We start from the raw sequence: 16,167 nt of genomic DNA, 5'->3' as shown, positions 1-16,167 counted from the left end.
GAAACAAGGGCATTGGCGGACTTCCTCCGCATTATGCCGTCCTCGTGATAACTGCGGTAATGACGAGCTCGTCATTACCGTAACCAGTTGTGGAGATAGGCGGCATTCATCTCGAGCGTATGGGCCGTGAAGCCGAGCGTCTGACCCAGGAAAACCGAGGTCAATTCCGCGACGATCTCCTCGCGCGCATAGGAGGTGTTGCCGAACTTCGAGAACCCGAAATCGCGGTTAAGCCGATGCGGGGCTTTCGTGGCATGGGCCAGCTCATGCGCCCAGACCCCGTAGAAATTGCGCGGGTCATGGAACCGCGTGATAGACGGCATGTAGACCTTGTCCACGGGCGGCAGATAATAGGCTTCAGTTCCCGTGAAGACGGTCGTGATGTCGATGGCGTCGAAATACGCCTGCATGTGCGGGATGGGCTCGGACGGCGGATGCTCGGGCACGGGCTCCGGGTCGGGGAAGAAGCTGTCGGGCAAGCCATCGATCTGGCAGGCGTTGAACACGCGGTAGGATTTCTGGAAGCGGAATACGCGGGCCTCCTCGGAGCGATCATCCCTCTCCCCGTGGTCATCCTCGCCGCCGGCGTCCCTCCGGCTTTGACCGTAGTAAACGACGACAGAGGACTTCTCGCCCTTGCGGACCTTCGCATCCAACGCATTGGCTTGCGGCAGCGTCATCCAGAAGGGCGAGCTGTGCCCCGCCATCACGGTGCGCATGGTTAGCAGGAAGTTGTTGACCCCCTGGTAGGGCTCACCGCCCACGCGCAGGGGGCGCGAGCTGCCGCCTGCGGTCCAGGGCTTGCGCCATGGCAGGACACCGCGCTCGATGATGCGGATGATTTCGTTCGTGATGACCTCGGAGGCATCGAATTTGGGCGTGCGGGATCGGGCCATGGCTGGCGTCCTTTCGTGTGTTGGTGAGAGAATTTAGGGGTCAGGTTGACTGGCGGGGGCGCGGATCGTTGACGATCCTCGCGCCGAGCCGCTCGACCATGTCGATGTAGGTGGTCAGCGAGACAGACTGGCCGGCACCTGAATGGTCAGCGTCAACCGATCTGCCTCGTGTCACACGGGGCAGGTTCGCGAAGCCGATGCCATCGGTGACGGGTCGGATATCGATGAACGGCGTCCCTCGCGCGACCGCAAGAGAGGCCAGGGGGAAGCGCTCGATTGGCGCGTGGGTGGATACGGTGGCGCAGCCGAGATGGAGGAACGTTCCACCCGCCCCGCAGATCACATGGGCATTCGGCAGCGTCGCCGCCTGCCTGAGATAGCCGAGATCACGCAGGACGGTCTGGCGTTCGAGCCGCTGTGCCAGCGCCGTCTGGCCAGTTCGGCGCAGCTCTCTATGTCGCCACCAGGAGGCCGCGGTTGCGCGGAGCACGCGCAAGACACCTGTTTGCATGGAAATGCCCTTCATCCGGAACGGCAGACCGGAACCCGGCCCGGACCCATCTGAGGGACCCCAAAGGCCCTCATCCGTCAGTCACAAAACCCGAAGAACACTTTCACTTTTCGTGGACCAAACCCATGAAACACCCAACCGCCACCGAACTGTACTGGTACGACGGGATCAGAACACGGGCGCGCAGAGCAGATCCTGAAACAGCGAGAGGAGATCAAACGAAAAACCATGCTCACCCGGCGCTTGCGCCACGAAACTGAAACCGCATAAACTCAATCAAGGATGAGCCAGAGCCTCCAAACGGAAAACCGCTCAAATGTCCCAAATTATCTGACGACGCACAGTCTGACCGACCAGCAGCGCCTCGATCTGCTGGAGCTCTTTGAGGAAAGATACCAGCGCCGGTCCACCATCATTACCGCCCAGCTGCCAGTCTCTGGCTGGCATCAGATGATCGGCGAACCCACCATCGCTGATGCCATCCTCGACCGCATCATACACAACGCCCATCGCATCGAACTGAAAGTAAGCATTCGGCAAAGGCCGTGGGCGCGCCGTATTGATCAGAGGCGTTTGGGTGCGGCTTTTGGTTTGCGCGGTTTCGGGGCCCATTTCTTGGCAAGACGCTCGAAGTTATCGAGGATGCGGCCGATCTCTGCCTCATCCGGGTCGAACTGCCCCCCATACCATTCCAGCATCTGGCTGTGTTCTTCGTGCTTGGGGTCAGCTATGGCATCGAGGAAGTCAGCGTAGCCGGAGAAGCCGCCCACATCCTCCGGAGGGCAAGCACCGATAGCCCTGACCAAGCGTGGATATGCGGCGCCCGAGATAGATCCATCGATTTTCTCGATCTTGATCACGTGGTGCCAGTTGTCGCCAAAGTCATAGATGTAATGGATGGTCTTGGTTCCCACATCTTCGATCACGTCAAGCAGGCTGGTTTTGCTGGCGGGCATCGGGCCATCGTAAAAACCATCTGGGTCTGGCACGCCCCAGCCGCTGCCACCGGCTCTGAACTCATACAAGTGACTGTCAGTCCATCCCATCGCAGCCTGGATCACATCATGCAGGCGGTTCAGCTTGATCTTGAGGGGCACATCAAAGCGTCGAAGCACCTGAGGCTCGACATCGGACAATGTGACCTTGATGCGCGCGACCAGCGTCATGCAGCAATCCTCTTCAATTCCATGGCGGCCTTCCAATTCCAGGGCAACAGTTCTGGTAAGCGTGACACAGGCATATCGGGCAGCCGTGCCAATACGTCTGCCATCCATGCCTGCGGGTCGATGTCGTTCATCTTTGCTGTGACAATGAGGGTATACATGAAGGCTGCCCTGTCGCCACCGCGTTCAGACCCTGCAAAAAGCCATGACTTTCTGCCCAATGCGATCCCTCTGAGCGCCCGTTCGGCGGCATTGTTCGTAAGGCAGAGGCGCCCGTCGTCAAGGAATGCGGTGAAGGCTTCCCAGCGACCTGTCCCCTTGAGCATGTAGTTCATCGCCTTGGCAACTGAGTTGTGCTTTGACATCCGGGCCCGCTCGGCCAGCATCCAATCATGCAGATCATTAACCATCGGTGCTACCCACTGCTGGCGGGCTTCATGACGCGCTGCTTCTGACAGGCCGGTGATGTCACGCTCGGCCGCAAAGATCGCATCGATCCGTGTCACAGCGTCCAGTGCGATTGGCGAGATTTCTTTTGCTACCTTTTTACCCTTGCGGGCTATGGCCTTGATGTCGGCCAGTTCAAAGAACTTGCGTCTTGCGTGGCTCCAACACAGCGCACTACGGACCGGGCCCGGGCTACGATCTGTAAGATACAGATCATTGTAGCCGCCATACACGTCCGACTGAAGAACACCGTGCCATTCGGCCAGATGCCCTGTCGGGTGTTCTTTCCGGCGATCTGTTGAGAAGTGAAAGAGTGCGGCAGGTGGCGCACCCCATCCCACGGTCGATCATCGCGCACATAGGTCCACAGTCGCGCCGTCTTTGCGCCACCACGCGCCAGTAGCGGCACTGTGGTATCGTCACCATGCAAACGGCCAGCATCCAGCACGTGGCGCGCGATCAACGCATGAATGGGAGTCAACGCCACACAGGTATGGCCGATCAGGTCAGCCAAGGTGGACAGGCTCAGATCAATGCCCTCTCGTGCAATGCGCTCGGATTGCCGGTTCAAAGGTTGATGTTGTCCATACTTGTCGAAGGCGATCATCGCGATCAGTTGCGGCCCTGCCCATCCGCGCGGAATGGCGTGGAACGGGGCCGGCGGTTGGCTGATCTTCTCGCAAGCTCGGCAAGTGAACTTCTCGCGGACCGTCTGGATCACCTTCCACTGGCGTGGGATGACCTCCAGTGTCTCCGTAATATCCTCGCCCATTTTGACGATGCGGTCTGAACCACAGCAGGTGCAGCTTGTTGGGGCCTCTACCACCACACGCTCGCGCGGTAGATGAGCGGGCAAAGGTTTGCGCACGGGCTTGCGTCGCGTGAAGACACGCACGGCGTTCGCCTTGTCCGCAGCATGCTCAGCTGCCAGTGCATCCTCGGTTGCGGCCGCTTCCAATTCCTCAAGCTGCAATTCCAGCTGATCAATCAGCCGCGTGCGACGCTCGGAGGTGATGCCATATTTGTCACGCCGAAGCTTGGCGATCTCCAGCTTCAATTCTTGGATCATTGCGTCTGTGCAGGAGGCCAGAGCGCGAGCCTGCGCCAATTCGGTTTCCGCAGCCTGCGCACGGGCGGTCTGCGCGGCAAGTGCAGCGCTTAATCTGGCAATTTCGGAAGCGGCGTCGGACATGGCAAATATTTACCACAGAAGCCATTAAACGCCAATAAAAACAAGCGCTTCAGCACAAATTATCCAGCCGCTTTGGGCCTTTGCGTCCAGCGTGGATTGCGCCAATCGATACCCTCGAGAAGATAGCCCAACTGCGCCGCAGATATCGCAACAGCCGTCCCGTCTTGGCTCACCGGCCAAATGAACTTTCCAGCTTCAAGACGCTTCAAATATAACGACATGCCCACCCCGTCATGCCAGAGCAGCTTCACCAGGTCACCCTTTCGACCTCTGAAGCAAAAGATCTCGCCCGCATGCGGATCACGCCCAAGCCCCTGTTGCACTGTCAGCGCCAAAGTATTCATGCCTCGGCGCATATCCGTCACACCACCTGCAATCCACACCTTCGTTCCAGCTGGAAACGCGATCATGACCGCACCATCAAGCCGTTAAGCAGCTGCGCAGCAGCTTCCATGTCAAAACCTGACGGGATCGCCACACGACACCGCTTTCCGAGATCAATAGTCATGACAGGAGCTTGCGGCGCTGGCGCAGTGTCAGTGCCATCAGAAGCATCTTCGATCTTCATAACGCGCAAAAAATGCGGGCCAGAACCAAGCAATCCATTCTTATGGCGATAACGCCAATCATAAAGCTGAGACCGCGATACCTCATGGCGTCGTGCTACCTCCGCCACTGTCACGCCGTCGCCATAGCTTTCCTCAACGATACGGATTTTTTCGTCATCAGACCAACGCCGGCGGCGGCCGGTATCAGAGACTGACAAAACTTGAATGCGGGGGGTGTCTTCGTGTGCGTCCATAAGGACACTCGATAAACGATCTCACAGCTCAGCAGCCAGACGGCCCTCGGCGGAGGTTTACAACTGAAAGGAGACAGCATGCGCAGAAAAAGCGCAACGCCCGGATTGACCCGGGGCGAAAACCCAGAAATCATCACCAACGAAGACTAACAGCAGCGCAAGGACCAGCCGCCGCTCAACTGTCCGGGACTTAGTGAAATCGCTGTCCGGAATTGCCGAAATCCGCACTCCTGTCAACACTATGCGGCGATGGTGAAGTCACTACCCGATCCGGAAACGCTGCGTCTGCGCTACCGTGATGCGATCCGCGCGACAGTGCGCGATATCGAGGTGGAGGGGCGAGCGGATATCAGCGAGTATGTTGTTCCCGGAGGCACCTCTGTCGCGTTATTCTAATCGTCGAAAGACACCCATCCCTTCACCGTTGAGGTGCTCGATCTGCATACTCATTCCGGCGGATGAGGGCGTTTCAGAGAACTCGACGAGTGAGACCGAACCCGCCGGCTGGTTTTCAGTCACAGGATAAACCGCAAACCTGTGACCATTCCAATGCCGCATGGGCAGCTCGAGGTTTTCTGGCCCCAAGCGCAGCACAAGGCCCTCGCTGGTCTCGATAACCGATGCGCGGTCGAAGTAAGAGTTTTCATAGTCACCGACGTATGTTGCTGACGGTCCCGCCGGGGTGGCTTCGGTGGGCGGCTCAGAGCCGACTAGATGTCCCACAGGCGCTGAAAGAGGTGCCATGATCGGTGCATAGGCGGCCAGCCAGTCACGGCTGTCCGTCCCGAATTCCGCGCGGTCAATGAAGCTTGCCGTGATAGCCTCGGCCGCCCCGGTTGGGGGGGCGTTGGTCAGCACGATAATGCCGAGATCGAGGTCAGGCACCATCACGACGCTGGTCGACGCCCCGAGCGCAAAGGCGCCCGAATGGCTTAGCATCACCCTCCCAGTCAACCTTGTATCGACATTGAAGCCGAACCCATAGGCACCGGGTCGCGCGGAAATGTTCATCTGCGTCCCGCGGATCATCTGGGCGGAGAGCGCCGGAACCAACGCATCTTCGGAAATCACCTGGACGCCTCTGACCGTGCCGCGGCCGAGCACCAACGCCATCCAGCGCGCCATGTCATGCGCGCTGGAGCTGACCCCGCCAGCGGGGCTTTGGGCATCCGGTTGGCGACGATCGGAGATTGCATAACCCACTCCCTCAACGACATGGCTCGCTGCGCGGTTGCTTTGCATCATGTAATCGACGTGGCGCGAGCTGGTCGACGTCATACCAAGCGGAGTGTAGAGCGCGGTCTCGGACAGGCTGGCCCAATCAGTGCCTGCCGCCGCTGCCACGGCCTCGGCACCCGCAGTAAGTCCGAAATTGGTATAGGCGTAGTCGGCTCGAAAATCCCCTTTTGGGAGCAGCGAAAGTCGCTCCAGCACTGCGCGGCGGCCGAAACCGATGTCCTCCAGATCGTCACCTGCGTGATCCGGCAGGCCCGAGCGATGCGCGTAGAGATCCCCGATAGTGACATGATTGCTGACCCACGGGTCGCCCATTTCGAACCAGGGCAGGAAATCGCGCACCGGGCTGTCCCAACGCACACGACCCGCATCGACCTGTGTTGCAACGACTGTGGCTCCGACCGGTTTTGATACGGAAGCCAGCAGAAAGACCGTCTCTGCATCGACGGCCTCCGGGCGCCCGATGGCACGGACGCCAAAGCCCCGTGCATAGACGGTTTGTCCATCGTGGATCACAGCTATGGCGAGCCCTGGGATTCCGGTTCTCTCCAGAACGTTCTCGCCGAGCTCATCCAGCGACGCAATCGCTCGCGCGATTCGTTCCTCCGAAACAGGCAACAGCACGGCAATGGGCGGTGCGATCGTCGATTCGGGTAAGGCAATCGCAGACGGCATGTTGTCTGCGTTTACCCCACCCGGCAATGTGAGGGTTAGCAGACCGGCGATTATCAGTTCGGTGCCGAGCCGCTTGCGATCTGCGCTCCGGCGTCCTGTCCGTCGCCATCGATGCGGTTTGGCTGGCATGCTTGGCGACTCCGGGCGCATTCTCGAGTTCTACTGTCCCTTCTCTCAAAAATGATTCATCAGGTCAGGGCACTCACACCCTACTAGAAATCTCGCGGATTAGAAGCCGACGCCACCGCAGCGAATGACGGCTTCGGCACGCCTCGGCGCGGTATAGAAAGCCTTGGTCGGATGACAGACAGAGGACCATGCTGGATCTTCACGACGGCATCGGCGGCCAACTGGTGAACACCCTCGCCTATATGGAAAACTCAGACCACAACGATCCGGTGCTTCAGAACGCTATCGTAGACGCCTTACGCGATATGGGACTGATGATCGATAGTCTCAGTCTACAGGACGATATTCCTGTCATGCTCGGGAGGATCCGCACTCGGCTGGAGCCGTTGTTGGTGCGCCACAGCGCGCAGTTCGAGTGGAAGGTCGATGGCGAAACCCGGCTGGACGATCAAACACCGTCGGATGTCTTGGCTCTCATGTGCATCGTGCAGGAAGCCATCACCAACGCCGTCAAACATTCCCGGGCAGCCGTGGTCACGGTCGCATCCGAAGACCGTTCAATCATGCATATTCGTCAGAACGCGCAAGAATTGCGCGCCGGAACCAAAACCGCACGTGTTTGTTCCCATAGCAGCAATCGTGAAGCTGAGAGCGAAATACATCTTGGCCTCGTGCGGCCTCGGCCAATGTCACGCCATCGCCAAGACTTTTTGCAACGACACAGGTTTTCTCGTCATCTGCCCACCCAGCGGCGACAGTCGGCGTGTGCTGCGGTGTGCCCGATCCGTAGGCGGGAAGGAAACCCCGTTATTTAATGGCTGTGCTGGTCTGGGCGTATCCATCCGGTGAAGGCCGCGGCGACTTCAGATCTGACGGTCGCGTTCCATGGCGATCATCTCAAGTAGGTTTTCGACACCGAACGGGGTGAAGGCAAGGACCTCAACATCAGCGGTGCCGTAGACCCAGATTATGCCGTCTTCGGGCTCCATGCCGATGGCGAGATCATGAAGCCGATCGACTGTCTCGCCCAGCTCGACGGCGACGCGGTCCACGGTCTTGACGGCGTAAACCTTGTTCAACTGCATGGTCAGGCGGCCTGAGCCATACTCCGGGCCTTCCAGTTCCAAGGGAGCAGTTCCGGCAGGCGTGGCAGGGGCGTATCCGGCAACCGAGTGAGAACCTCGGCAAGCCATGCCTGCGGGTCGACGTCATTCATTTTGGCCGTGACGATCAGGGAATACATGAAGGCGGCGCGATCGCCACCGCGCGGAGATCCGGCGAAGAGCCAGGCTTTCCGCCCGAGGGCGACGCCCCGCAGCGCGCGTTCCGCTGCGTTGTTCGTCAGGCAGATGCGGCCATCATAGAGGAAGCGGGTGAAGGCGTCCCAGCGGCCGTCCTCCTCGAACATGTAGTTTATGGCCTTGGCGACGGGGTTGTGCTTCGACATTCGGGCGCGTTCGGCCCGCAACCAGTCGTGCAACTCGTGGACCATCGGGCGCACCAGCTTTTGGCGGGCGTCATGGCGGGTCGCGGCGGTCAGGCCGGTGATCTCGCGCTCGGCATCGAAGATGGCGTCGAAGCGTTTGACGGCTTCCAGCGCGATGGGCGAGATCTCCTCGGCGACCTTCTAGCCCTTGCGGGCTGTGGCCTTGATGTCTGCCAGCTCAAAGAACTTGCGCCGGGCATGCGACCAGCACAGCGCGCTGAGCACCGGGGCTGGCTTATGCTGGGCGCTGTAGAGGTCGTTGTAACCGCCGTAGGCGTCGGCTTGCAGGATACCGCGAAAGCTACCGCACCATCGCCGAAGTGCTGCGGCCTCGTCGTCAAGGCGGGCATCGTGGACCTGACCCGTGACGACCGCGCCATGATCTACGGTGCGATGCTCTGGATCGCCGATAAGCTCAAGAGAGAGGGCGGCGAACATGCGCGCGATACATGGAAGAAACTCGGAAAAATGGCGTTCGAGATGGAACGTCCGGCAGGCGCGCATACCACCGAAAAATGAGCCATCTCCATGCCACATGCATCCTTTTCCTCCGGCGCTCAGATTTCGGACCGGGCCATTGGCACCGACAGAACCAGCGCCACCAGTTCCGCCTGCCTTTGCACGCCGGTTTTGGCGAAGATGTTTCGCAAATGAAAGGCGACGGTCGTGCCCGAGATCGCTAACCGTTCCGCGATCTGGTTGCGACGCAGTCCTTCTGCTAACAAGCAGGTGACCTGGGCTTCCATCGGAGTCAGGTCGAACAACTGGCCAAGGGTCGCATTGTCCGGAGGGGGCTGGCCATCCGCGCCGTTCAGTATCAGCATGGCGACCGCATCGTCATGGTGCGCGCGCGCCGGCAGCGACATCCCGACAACCATGAGATGATACTCACCGTCCAGACGTAGGCCCTCCGGCGCCACCCCTTCATCGGAAATCAGCGCGGCGATCAGCGCCGTCAGTTTCCGTCCATCTTCACCGCCCATGGCGATGCGCCCGCCAAGCACGATGCCGGCCTCGTCCGACAGGCGCCGGGCGAGAGGATTGGCATGGACCACTCCGCCCTTGGCGTCGAGCAGCACCACGCCGATGGCCAGGCGATCCAGCGCGGCCAGGCCGGAACGGTTTCCCGGCATTGCGCGCAATCGCTGCATCCGGTTCAGGCGCGATTCAACGGTCGCACGCAGCAGGTCGTAGTCAATGGGCTTGGTCAGATAATCGTCGGCCCCGGCGATGCGCCCGTCGATCACCTGCTGGCGTGAAGACAGAGCGGTCAGGAAGACGAAGGGCACGTCGTCGAGATCGGGGTGAGTCTTGCGCAAATGGGATATGAACCCTCTTCCATCCATGCCGGGCATCAGGATGTCGCACAGGATCAGATCGGGGCGCCGGCTTTCCAGAATGGCCAGCGCCTCACGCGCATCAGCGGCAGCCGCCACGGCATAGCCGGCCTCGTGCAGTTCGAACGCGATATCGTCGCGCAGCGACGGCTCGTCCTCCACGCACAGGATCAGTGGCGCGGTCATGCGGAGACCTCCCTCGGCAGGTAAAGCGCGGCGGTCAGACCGCCTCCGGCACGCTGTGTCAGGTTCACATCACCTCCCTGCATCCGGGCAAGATGGCGCGCAAGCGTCAGCCCCAGCCCAGAGCCAGGCAGGGTTTCGTGCCCACTCCCACGGTGGAACCTGTCGAAGGCGCACGCTATCTCGTCAGGCAACATACCCCTTCCTCGGTCTTCAACCCGACAGACGATGTGAGTCTGCGACTGTGAAACCTCGACATCGACGCAGCAATCCAATGGGGAGTACAAAAGCGCATTGTGGAGCAGATTGGACAGGATTTCGCTGGTCAACGCCGGATCGCAAAGCGCGACCATCGGAGCTATCTGCGCCGGCTGCCGGATACGCGACGGGTCACGGCCCTGCGCCGACATCATCAGGTCGTCAATGACCGAGGCTGCCAGATCACGCAGGTCATGAGCACCGAGGTGAGGAAGAACCCCGTCACGTTCCAGCCGTGACATCATCAGGGCGGTATCCGTCAGCTTCACAAGCCGCGCAACCGCCTCGCGCGAGACGGCCGCCTTTTCCGAAACCAATTCCGGCGAAACCGGGCTGCCGCGCCGGGTCAGGCGATGCATGGCGCTGTCGATCACAGCCAGCGGCGTGCGGAGTTGATGGGCAATCAGATCGGCGAATCGGCGGTGGTTCTCAGAGGTTTCGCGCTCGCGTTCCAGATCGCCGGCCAGCTCTTCAGCCCGCAGGCGATCCAGCCGCCCCCTCATCAACCGCCTCTCGCGATCGATCAGGATTGCGGCTAACCCCAATCCTGCCAATGCAGCCCCCAAGACCGACACCAGCGCGAGCCGGTGCAAATGTCCCAGACGGTCCAGCCGCTCAGCCTGAATCTGCCATTCATGAGACATTACCAGACTGGCCTTGCCCCGCAGGGCTTCGACCAGAGCCGTGACATGTGCCCGCAGCGCAGCCGGATCAGCCCCTTGCACGGGATCAAGCGCCAGAAGGCCGCTGCGCCAACCAGCAAGCGTTTCGGAGATCCCCGCATCCTCGAGAAAGCGGCGTTGTGGCCCCTCTTCCAGCAGCGTCAGCCGGGAAAGTAAGACGTCAAAGCGGGTCTGAATCTGTTGCGGCGGCGCCTCGTCAGAAAGCGCGAGCGCGAGATTCAATGCCTCTATCTGCGCTTGGCCAAAGACCCAGATCATGTTTTCGCTGGCACCGATCCGCATCTGACGTTCCAACTGAACTAGCTGCCACGCAGCCAGCCCCAGAAGGCCCAGGCAGACCAGAACCAGACCGCCCAGCCCCAAATATCGTATCCACTCTTGGCGGGTGGTCATTGCACATGCAGCGCGACAAGCTGCCAGACCCATCGCATGTCATACCGTATATCGGCCAGAACGCCGTGATTGTCGCGCGGATAGACAATCCAGACTGGACCCTTGTCACGCGGGGTCAGAGGCACGTCATCCATGTAAAGCGCGGCCAGAACATCAAACCGGTGAAAATCCTCGACAGGGATATCGACGACATAGTCGTTCAACGCTGTCGCGCGCACACTACTTCCCTCGGCCCCGGCATGGGCGAGGATGTCTCGCATCAGCACGCCGCGGAACTCCGGCCTGCCATCTGTGACGGTGGTCGATGTCGAAAACTCATGCCAGTCCATCGTATCGAAATCCGCGCGCGTCATCTCCACCCTGCCGTCCGTGACCGCCCCAGTCAGGGTCAGCAGGACATCCTCGGCAGCCGCTGGTACGGCCATGAACACAAGTGCCGTCATCAACGCGGTTTGAGCGGTGTACCGCAATCTCATGGCCACAATCCAAAATAAAAGCCCGGTTCCAGCCTGAACTCTATCACAAGAGACTGCATGTTCCCCGTTCAAACGAACGGGGCGGCCCGTGTTGAGCAAAGCTAAACTCAGAATCAAACAGGAGGAGGATCTACTCTTGACCATCTTCTCGACCATACGAAGGGCGGGCATAGCTGTTCTGGCCTGTCTGCTGGCGCTGCCGGTGCTGGCTGATGAGCCTGGAGGGCTGGTTACTGGCAGTTTTGGCGATCAGCCGCTGGAGCTGACTGTTGCCCCCGAATTGTCCGGCGCGACGATCATTGGCAACTACGCCGATGCCTCCTTGCTTGCCGCACAGATGGAGGGCGATCAGGGGCCGGTCAATCTGGAACTGACGATCAATGGCGAATTGCCCTCGCCGGGCGAAATGGCGCTGACTATCACCTTCGCGCGCGACATGGGACGGAATTGGACCGGCGATCAGGACAGCCTGACACTGACCCTGGAGGAATTCACGCCGGGCGACGGGATTGTCGCCTTGAAGGGCACGCTCACCGGGCAAGTCAGCGGTGGCCCCTCGTCCGAAACCCGGCCTGTCACCTTCAGCTTCGACACCCGGCTTGAAGAGCTTGACTGAGATGGCTGGACCCGCCCTTGCCCGAACTGCGGCCATGCTGCTGATCGCTACGGCAACCTCAGCACTGGCCGGTGAACCGTCCAACCCGGTCTGCCACGCGGACGTCCATCGCGCCGGTAATTTTGACCTGCGACAGATTGGTCCGCTGATCGCGGGAACGTGGGCCGAAGCCGCCATCGGAACGAGTGTGGCAATAGGCGTTCAGGAGAGTACCTTCGAGATCATTTATGATCGGAACCGCAACCGATTGTATCTGGGTTCGGACGGCATTCAGACCGAACTTGTACCGGTTCGAGGTGGCAACAAGCCGCTGCGCTTTGACTTTGTGCGTGGCGAGCCAATGGACCCGCAGTTTTATATGTTGACTTCAACGGGTTCCGAGCCCGGCGCGGAGCCTTGGGAATGGGCGTTGGTTCAGGATTGCCAGATTGCCTCGGCGCCGCAATTCGAATGGCAATTCGGCACCGGTGCGCGGCGCTCGGACGGGATCATCAGTTTCTTCTCGGCCAATGAGGCGATGGGAACAAAACGCAATTCGGCGCGGGGCGTCCGCGAACAGCTGATCAGCCGATAGGAATGCCAATGAAGGTGCTTGTCCCGCTTGTCTTGGCCCTCGGAATCGCAACCCCGGCTGGTGCATTGGACGCCATCGGCGAGATCGGGGCAAACTTGGACGGTGAAGAACTGAACTGGCAGGTGATGCGTCAGGATGATGGCTCGGCGATGGTGCAGATCACCGATATCGGCCCGCTGACCATGATCGAACTGCATGCACTTGGCGACGGCAGCATTTCCATCGGCCTAATCTTTCACGGCAAGCCCTCCGGAGATACGCCGCCCACCGGTCTGACCATCGACATGCGGCCCGATCGCGGGGCGTTGGCGGGCGCGGTCTGGGAAAGCGAGGAAGAGCCGCCGCAGATGTCGATCGACCTGCTGGATCTTGAGGATGAAGGCCGCATCCAGGCCAGCTTTGCAGCAACCCTATGCCGCCGGGATGCCCCGGACGACTGTCGCGACGTCGAGGGGCGGATCGACACGTCGTTGGGTGCCGGCCCATGACACTGGCCGAGTTTCTGGCTGATCCGCTGCGCGTGACGCAAATCTCCGACAGCGTGCTGGAGATCGAGAAGCGTCCGGTCCGGCGCGCGGTGATTGCTGCGGCGGTGATATTGGTGGCGATCGCGGCGGGCCTGGCAGCCATCGGGGATGGTGCGACCGGAACGGGGATCATCGTGCTTGCCGTGGTGGGCCTGATCGGCTGGCTCTACATGCACGAGTTGGTGCAGCTGACTCAACTGAGCCTGGACAGGCATGCCGGCCTTGTCCGGCTGCGTGTGACCACATTGCGCGGGCGGCGTGAAGAGACATTCGCACTTTCGGACCTGCACAAGCTGGAAAGCGTCGCGCACTATGGCACGGCGGCAGGAAACGATGAGACCCGGCTGGTGCTGATTTGCGGATCGGGACCAGAACGGCGCGAGATCATAGTGCCCATGTTCCGCCCGGATCCCGAAGAGGTGGCGCGTCTGACGGGCGTCGTCAATGGCTGGCTTTCCCGCCAGGGAAAGGGAAACCCGTCATGAGTATTGAGACGAATACCCCCGATCTGCTGGAACTGGAACTTGGAATACCGCGCTTCACCCTGTGGTTCGTCATGCTGCCTGTCCTGCCGGTCACGCTGATCGGGCTTGCCAATCTGATCGGCGGCGAGTTCCTGACCGCGCTGGTGCTTCTGGCCGGGCTGAACGGGGCCTTCATCGCGGGATACATTGCCCTGTCCGAGCGCACGCGGCTCCGGCTGGATGCGGGGACGGGGCTGGCCAGCATCACCCGGACATCGCGCCTCAGCACGCTCCGGCGGGACTACCCGCTGGAGACGCTGGACAGTGCCGAGCTGGACCGCAGCCATACCGCGCGAGAGGACCGCAGCACCTCGAAGGTGGTTCTGGTCTTTCGCGACACGCGCCCAGCCACACGGGTCGCGCTGTCGCGGTGGAGCGTGTCCGGCGACGGGCCCGCGCTAATCGCCAATGACATCAACGCCTGGCTGCGGCGCCATTTCGGGGACGAAGCGACCGCCCCCAACTGTCAACACCCAGACTGATCAACACCTGAAAGGAAACCGGAGCTTTGTGGGATTTCAATATCGGACAGGCGTTCAGCCTGATGATGCGGACGCTGCCTTTCGTGCTCTTGCGAGCGGCGGTCTATTTCGGGATCACGCTGGCCTATATCCTTGCGACCGGCGCCGGCGTCGTGATCGGCTGGGGCGTCGGCGCCTTCGGGGATGCCGACTTTCGCGCGGCCTCGATGACCTGGGGCGGAATCGCGGGCTTCGGCCTGACCGGCGCGGTGATGTACTGGCTGCGCGAGTATATCCTCTACGTCGTCAAGGCGGGTCATGTCGCGGTTTTGGTCGAGCTGATCGACGGCAAACCCTTGCCGCAGGGGCGCGGCCAGATCACCCATGCCACGGCCGAGGTGAAGGAACGGTTCGGTCAGGCGTCGCTGCTCTTCGCGCTGGACCAGCTGGTCAAGGGTGTGATCCGTGCCATTACAGGGCTGGTGCGCGGCATTCTGACCATCCTGCCGATCCCCTATGTCCGGCAGTTGATGGGCGTCGTGCAGGCCTTTCTCCGCATGGCGGTGGGCTTCATCGACGAGGTGATCCTCGCTCATGCGATCCGCACCCGCTCGACGGACGCCTGGGGATCGGCGCGTGAGGCGCTGGTGCTCTACGGCCAGAACTGGAAAGTAATGCTGCGCAACGCCGCCTGGCTGACGCTTTTTACCTACGGCCTCGCCTTTCTGATCTTCCTCGTGATGCTCGCCCCGGCTGCGGCACTGGTCTACGCCATCCCCGGCGCCTGGTCGGCGGGCGGCTTCGTCTTCGCGCTTCTGTTCGCATGGAGCGTCAAGGCGGCCTTCCTGGAACCCTTCGCCGTCACCTGCCTGATGCAGGTCTATTTCAAAACGACCGACGGCCAGCAGCCCGACCCGGAATGGGATGCGCGGCTGGAGCAGATGTCCTCGCATTTTCGCAAACTGAAAGAGCGCGCGGGCGCTCGCTTCGGAGCCACGCACAACGGAGAAGCCGCATGAAACCGCTCGTGACCGCCGGGCTTGCCGCCCTGACGTTATCCCTTGCAGCGCCGACGCTCGCCCAGGAACGCCAGAACACGATCCTCGTGCTGGATGCTTCGGGGTCGATGTGGGGCCAGATCGACGGGGTGAACAAGATCACCATCGCCCGTGAGGTGGTGGCCGACATCTTGTCGGATTTCTCCGCAGACCAGAATCTCGGCTTCGTCACCTACGGCCACCGCGAGCGCGGACAATGCTCGGATATCGAGACCGTTGTTGCGCCGGCGCCGGGCACCGCCGACGAGATTGCCCGGATCGTTAACGAACTGAACCCGCGCGGCATGACCCCGATGACCGATGCTGTCATCGCCGCTGCCCAAGCGCTGCGCCATACCGAACAGGCGGCAACCGTGATCCTCGTCTCGGACGGCATCGAAACCTGCAACCCCGATCCCTGCGCTGCCGCCCGCGCGCTGGAGGCGGCCGGCGTGGACTTCACCGCCCACGTCATCGGCTTCGACGTCAGGGGCGAGGCCGAGGCGCTGATGCAGATGCAATGTATCGCCGAGGAGACCGGCGGCCGCTTCCTGACCGCCG

Annotated in this window: 18 protein-coding genes and 4 pseudogenes; 10 read left to right on the top strand and 12 right to left on the bottom strand. The window is 61.1% G+C overall.

The window, feature by feature from the left end; all coding sequences use genetic code 11:
- Positions 1-77: 77 nt before the first annotated feature.
- Positions 78-896: pseudogene (locus ACGYLQ_RS17355) on the bottom strand (ArdC family protein); the annotation flags it as partial.
- A 40-nt stretch (positions 897-936) separates the two neighbouring features.
- Positions 937-1,422, bottom strand: a complete 486-nt coding sequence (locus ACGYLQ_RS17350; protein WP_370232937.1) for a hypothetical protein — start codon at positions 1,420-1,422, stop codon at positions 937-939.
- 339 nt (positions 1,423-1,761) lie between these two features.
- Here ACGYLQ_RS17350 and ACGYLQ_RS17345 point away from each other — a divergent pair.
- Positions 1,762-1,932: pseudogene (locus ACGYLQ_RS17345) on the top strand (ATP-binding protein); the annotation flags it as partial.
- 38 nt (positions 1,933-1,970) lie between these two features.
- On the opposite strand, the gene ACGYLQ_RS17340 reads toward ACGYLQ_RS17345, so the two are convergent.
- From ACGYLQ_RS17340 to ACGYLQ_RS17320, 5 genes are all read right to left on the bottom strand, one after another.
- Complete coding sequence (locus ACGYLQ_RS17340; protein ID WP_394444115.1) at positions 1,971-2,573, bottom strand: plasmid pRiA4b ORF-3 family protein; 603 nt, start codon at positions 2,571-2,573, stop codon at positions 1,971-1,973.
- Positions 2,570-4,209 (bottom strand): IS66 family transposase gene (tnpC, locus tag ACGYLQ_RS17335; protein ID WP_394444113.1). Its coding sequence is split into 2 segments (ribosomal slippage): positions 2,570-3,351 and positions 3,351-4,209, totalling 1,641 coding nucleotides; the frame shifts between segments, so codons are not numbered across the junction. The genes ACGYLQ_RS17340 and tnpC (ACGYLQ_RS17335) overlap by 4 nt, the downstream gene beginning before the upstream one ends.
- Before the next feature lie 59 nt (positions 4,210-4,268).
- A complete protein-coding gene (gene tnpB / locus ACGYLQ_RS17330) occupies positions 4,269-4,619 on the bottom strand; it encodes an IS66 family insertion sequence element accessory protein TnpB (protein WP_072630505.1) in 351 nt (116 codons plus the stop codon).
- Positions 4,616-5,011, bottom strand: a complete 396-nt coding sequence (tnpA, locus tag ACGYLQ_RS17325) for an IS66-like element accessory protein TnpA (protein WP_394444112.1) — start codon at positions 5,009-5,011, stop codon at positions 4,616-4,618. Before tnpA ends, tnpB begins: the two co-directional genes overlap by 4 nt.
- A 387-nt stretch (positions 5,012-5,398) precedes the next feature.
- Positions 5,399-6,922 carry a serine hydrolase gene (locus ACGYLQ_RS17320; protein WP_394444111.1) on the bottom strand — a complete coding sequence of 508 codons (1,524 nt, stop codon included), beginning with the start codon at positions 6,920-6,922 and terminating at the stop codon, positions 5,399-5,401.
- Between the two features lie 317 nt (positions 6,923-7,239).
- Between ACGYLQ_RS17320 and ACGYLQ_RS17315 the strand changes: the two genes are divergently transcribed.
- Entirely contained in the window at positions 7,240-7,866 is a 627-nt protein-coding gene (locus ACGYLQ_RS17315) for a hypothetical protein (protein WP_394444109.1), read from the top strand.
- A 48-nt stretch (positions 7,867-7,914) separates the two neighbouring features.
- On the opposite strand, the gene ACGYLQ_RS17310 is transcribed toward ACGYLQ_RS17315, so the two are convergent.
- Together ACGYLQ_RS17310 and tnpC (ACGYLQ_RS17305) are read right to left on the bottom strand one after the other, a co-directional pair.
- The gene (locus ACGYLQ_RS17310) at positions 7,915-8,136 is read right to left on the bottom strand and encodes a hypothetical protein (RefSeq protein ID WP_394444107.1); all 222 of its coding nucleotides are present in this window, start codon (positions 8,134-8,136) and stop codon (positions 7,915-7,917) included.
- Between the two features lie 2 nt (positions 8,137-8,138).
- Positions 8,139-8,837 (bottom strand): annotated as a pseudogene (tnpC, locus tag ACGYLQ_RS17305) (IS66 family transposase); the annotation flags it as partial.
- On the opposite strand from tnpC (ACGYLQ_RS17305), the gene ACGYLQ_RS17300 reads away from it, so the two are divergent.
- On the top strand, positions 8,736-9,056 hold the full coding sequence (locus ACGYLQ_RS17300) for a conjugal transfer protein TraD (RefSeq protein ID WP_394444116.1): 321 nt from the start codon (positions 8,736-8,738) through the stop codon (positions 9,054-9,056). The pseudogene tnpC (ACGYLQ_RS17305) and the gene ACGYLQ_RS17300 overlap by 102 nt on opposite strands.
- A 38-nt stretch (positions 9,057-9,094) precedes the next feature.
- Here ACGYLQ_RS17300 and ACGYLQ_RS17295 read toward each other — a convergent pair whose 3' ends face one another.
- Genes ACGYLQ_RS17295 through ACGYLQ_RS17285 form a run of 3 tightly spaced genes read right to left on the bottom strand, consistent with a single transcriptional unit; the run spans position 9,095 to position 11,867 of the window.
- On the bottom strand, positions 9,095-10,060 hold the full coding sequence (locus ACGYLQ_RS17295) for a response regulator (protein WP_394444106.1): 966 nt from the start codon (positions 10,058-10,060) through the stop codon (positions 9,095-9,097).
- The gene (locus tag ACGYLQ_RS17290; RefSeq protein WP_394444104.1) at positions 10,057-11,391 is read right to left on the bottom strand and encodes a sensor histidine kinase; all 1,335 of its coding nucleotides are present in this window, start codon (positions 11,389-11,391) and stop codon (positions 10,057-10,059) included. The genes ACGYLQ_RS17295 and ACGYLQ_RS17290 overlap by 4 nt, the downstream gene beginning before the upstream one ends.
- On the bottom strand, positions 11,388-11,867 hold the full coding sequence (locus ACGYLQ_RS17285) for a molybdopterin-dependent oxidoreductase (protein ID WP_394444102.1): 480 nt from the start codon (positions 11,865-11,867) through the stop codon (positions 11,388-11,390). The genes ACGYLQ_RS17290 and ACGYLQ_RS17285 overlap by 4 nt, the downstream gene beginning before the upstream one ends.
- 136 nt (positions 11,868-12,003) lie before the next feature.
- Here ACGYLQ_RS17285 and ACGYLQ_RS17280 point away from each other — a divergent pair, with 136 nt between their 5' ends.
- The 7 genes and pseudogenes from ACGYLQ_RS17280 to ACGYLQ_RS17250 form a co-directional block, all read left to right on the top strand.
- The gene (locus ACGYLQ_RS17280) at positions 12,004-12,483 is read left to right on the top strand and encodes a hypothetical protein (RefSeq protein WP_394444100.1); all 480 of its coding nucleotides are present in this window, start codon (positions 12,004-12,006) and stop codon (positions 12,481-12,483) included.
- A 34-nt stretch (positions 12,484-12,517) separates the two neighbouring features.
- Positions 12,518-13,057 carry a hypothetical protein gene (locus tag ACGYLQ_RS17275; RefSeq protein WP_394444098.1) on the top strand — a complete coding sequence of 180 codons (540 nt, stop codon included), beginning with the start codon at positions 12,518-12,520 and terminating at the stop codon, positions 13,055-13,057.
- An 8-nt stretch (positions 13,058-13,065) separates the two neighbouring features.
- Entirely contained in the window at positions 13,066-13,545 is a 480-nt protein-coding gene (locus tag ACGYLQ_RS17270; protein ID WP_394444096.1) for a hypothetical protein, read from the top strand.
- Complete coding sequence (locus tag ACGYLQ_RS17265; RefSeq protein ID WP_394444094.1) at positions 13,542-14,069, top strand: hypothetical protein; 528 nt, start codon at positions 13,542-13,544, stop codon at positions 14,067-14,069. Before ACGYLQ_RS17270 ends, ACGYLQ_RS17265 begins: the two co-directional genes overlap by 4 nt.
- Positions 14,066-14,590 carry a hypothetical protein gene (locus ACGYLQ_RS17260; RefSeq protein ID WP_394444092.1) on the top strand — a complete coding sequence of 175 codons (525 nt, stop codon included), beginning with the start codon at positions 14,066-14,068 and terminating at the stop codon, positions 14,588-14,590. Before ACGYLQ_RS17265 ends, ACGYLQ_RS17260 begins: the two co-directional genes overlap by 4 nt.
- Before the next feature lie 26 nt (positions 14,591-14,616).
- Positions 14,617-15,588, top strand: a complete 972-nt coding sequence (locus ACGYLQ_RS17255) for a hypothetical protein (RefSeq protein ID WP_394444091.1) — start codon at positions 14,617-14,619, stop codon at positions 15,586-15,588.
- Positions 15,489-15,989: pseudogene (locus tag ACGYLQ_RS17250) on the top strand (VWA domain-containing protein); the annotation flags it as partial. The gene ACGYLQ_RS17255 and the pseudogene ACGYLQ_RS17250, both read left to right, overlap by 100 nt.
- Between the last annotated feature and the right edge of the window lie 178 nt (positions 15,990-16,167).

Source organism: Sulfitobacter sp. 1A12779, assembly GCF_043557315.1.
Lineage (GTDB): Bacteria > Pseudomonadota > Alphaproteobacteria > Rhodobacterales > Rhodobacteraceae > Sulfitobacter > Sulfitobacter faviae.
The sequence above is the reverse complement of the archived record's forward strand: the minus strand, read 5'-3'. Positions and strand labels throughout refer to the sequence as shown.

What these genes read in the sequence shown, in the direction of transcription:
- ACGYLQ_RS17315 (WP_394444109.1), top strand. Translation starts at nt 7,240, where the DNA reads ATGCTGGATCTTCACGACGGCATCGGCGGCCAACTGGTGAACACCCTC.
- ACGYLQ_RS17300 (WP_394444116.1), top strand. Translation starts at nt 8,736, where the DNA reads ATGCGACCAGCACAGCGCGCTGAGCACCGGGGCTGGCTTATGCTGGGC.
- ACGYLQ_RS17310 (WP_394444107.1), bottom strand. Translation starts at nt 8,136, where the DNA reads ATGCAGTTGAACAAGGTTTACGCCGTCAAGACCGTGGACCGCGTCGCC.
- ACGYLQ_RS17290 (WP_394444104.1), bottom strand. Translation starts at nt 11,391, where the DNA reads ATGACCACCCGCCAAGAGTGGATACGATATTTGGGGCTGGGCGGTCTG.
- ACGYLQ_RS17275 (WP_394444098.1), top strand. Translation starts at nt 12,518, where the DNA reads ATGCTGCTGATCGCTACGGCAACCTCAGCACTGGCCGGTGAACCGTCC.
- ACGYLQ_RS17320 (WP_394444111.1), bottom strand. Translation starts at nt 6,922, where the DNA reads ATGCCGTCTGCGATTGCCTTACCCGAATCGACGATCGCACCGCCCATT.
- tnpB (WP_072630505.1), bottom strand. Translation starts at nt 4,619, where the DNA reads ATGATCGCGTTTCCAGCTGGAACGAAGGTGTGGATTGCAGGTGGTGTG.
- ACGYLQ_RS17285 (WP_394444102.1), bottom strand. Translation starts at nt 11,867, where the DNA reads ATGAGATTGCGGTACACCGCTCAAACCGCGTTGATGACGGCACTTGTG.
- ACGYLQ_RS17295 (WP_394444106.1), bottom strand. Translation starts at nt 10,060, where the DNA reads ATGACCGCGCCACTGATCCTGTGCGTGGAGGACGAGCCGTCGCTGCGC.
- ACGYLQ_RS17260 (WP_394444092.1), top strand. Translation starts at nt 14,066, where the DNA reads ATGAGTATTGAGACGAATACCCCCGATCTGCTGGAACTGGAACTTGGA.
- ACGYLQ_RS17270 (WP_394444096.1), top strand. Translation starts at nt 13,066, where the DNA reads ATGAAGGTGCTTGTCCCGCTTGTCTTGGCCCTCGGAATCGCAACCCCG.
- tnpA (WP_394444112.1), bottom strand. Translation starts at nt 5,011, where the DNA reads ATGGACGCACACGAAGACACCCCCCGCATTCAAGTTTTGTCAGTCTCT.
- ACGYLQ_RS17340 (WP_394444115.1), bottom strand. Translation starts at nt 2,573, where the DNA reads ATGACGCTGGTCGCGCGCATCAAGGTCACATTGTCCGATGTCGAGCCT.
- ACGYLQ_RS17350 (WP_370232937.1), bottom strand. Translation starts at nt 1,422, where the DNA reads ATGAAGGGCATTTCCATGCAAACAGGTGTCTTGCGCGTGCTCCGCGCA.
- ACGYLQ_RS17265 (WP_394444094.1), top strand. Translation starts at nt 13,542, where the DNA reads ATGACACTGGCCGAGTTTCTGGCTGATCCGCTGCGCGTGACGCAAATC.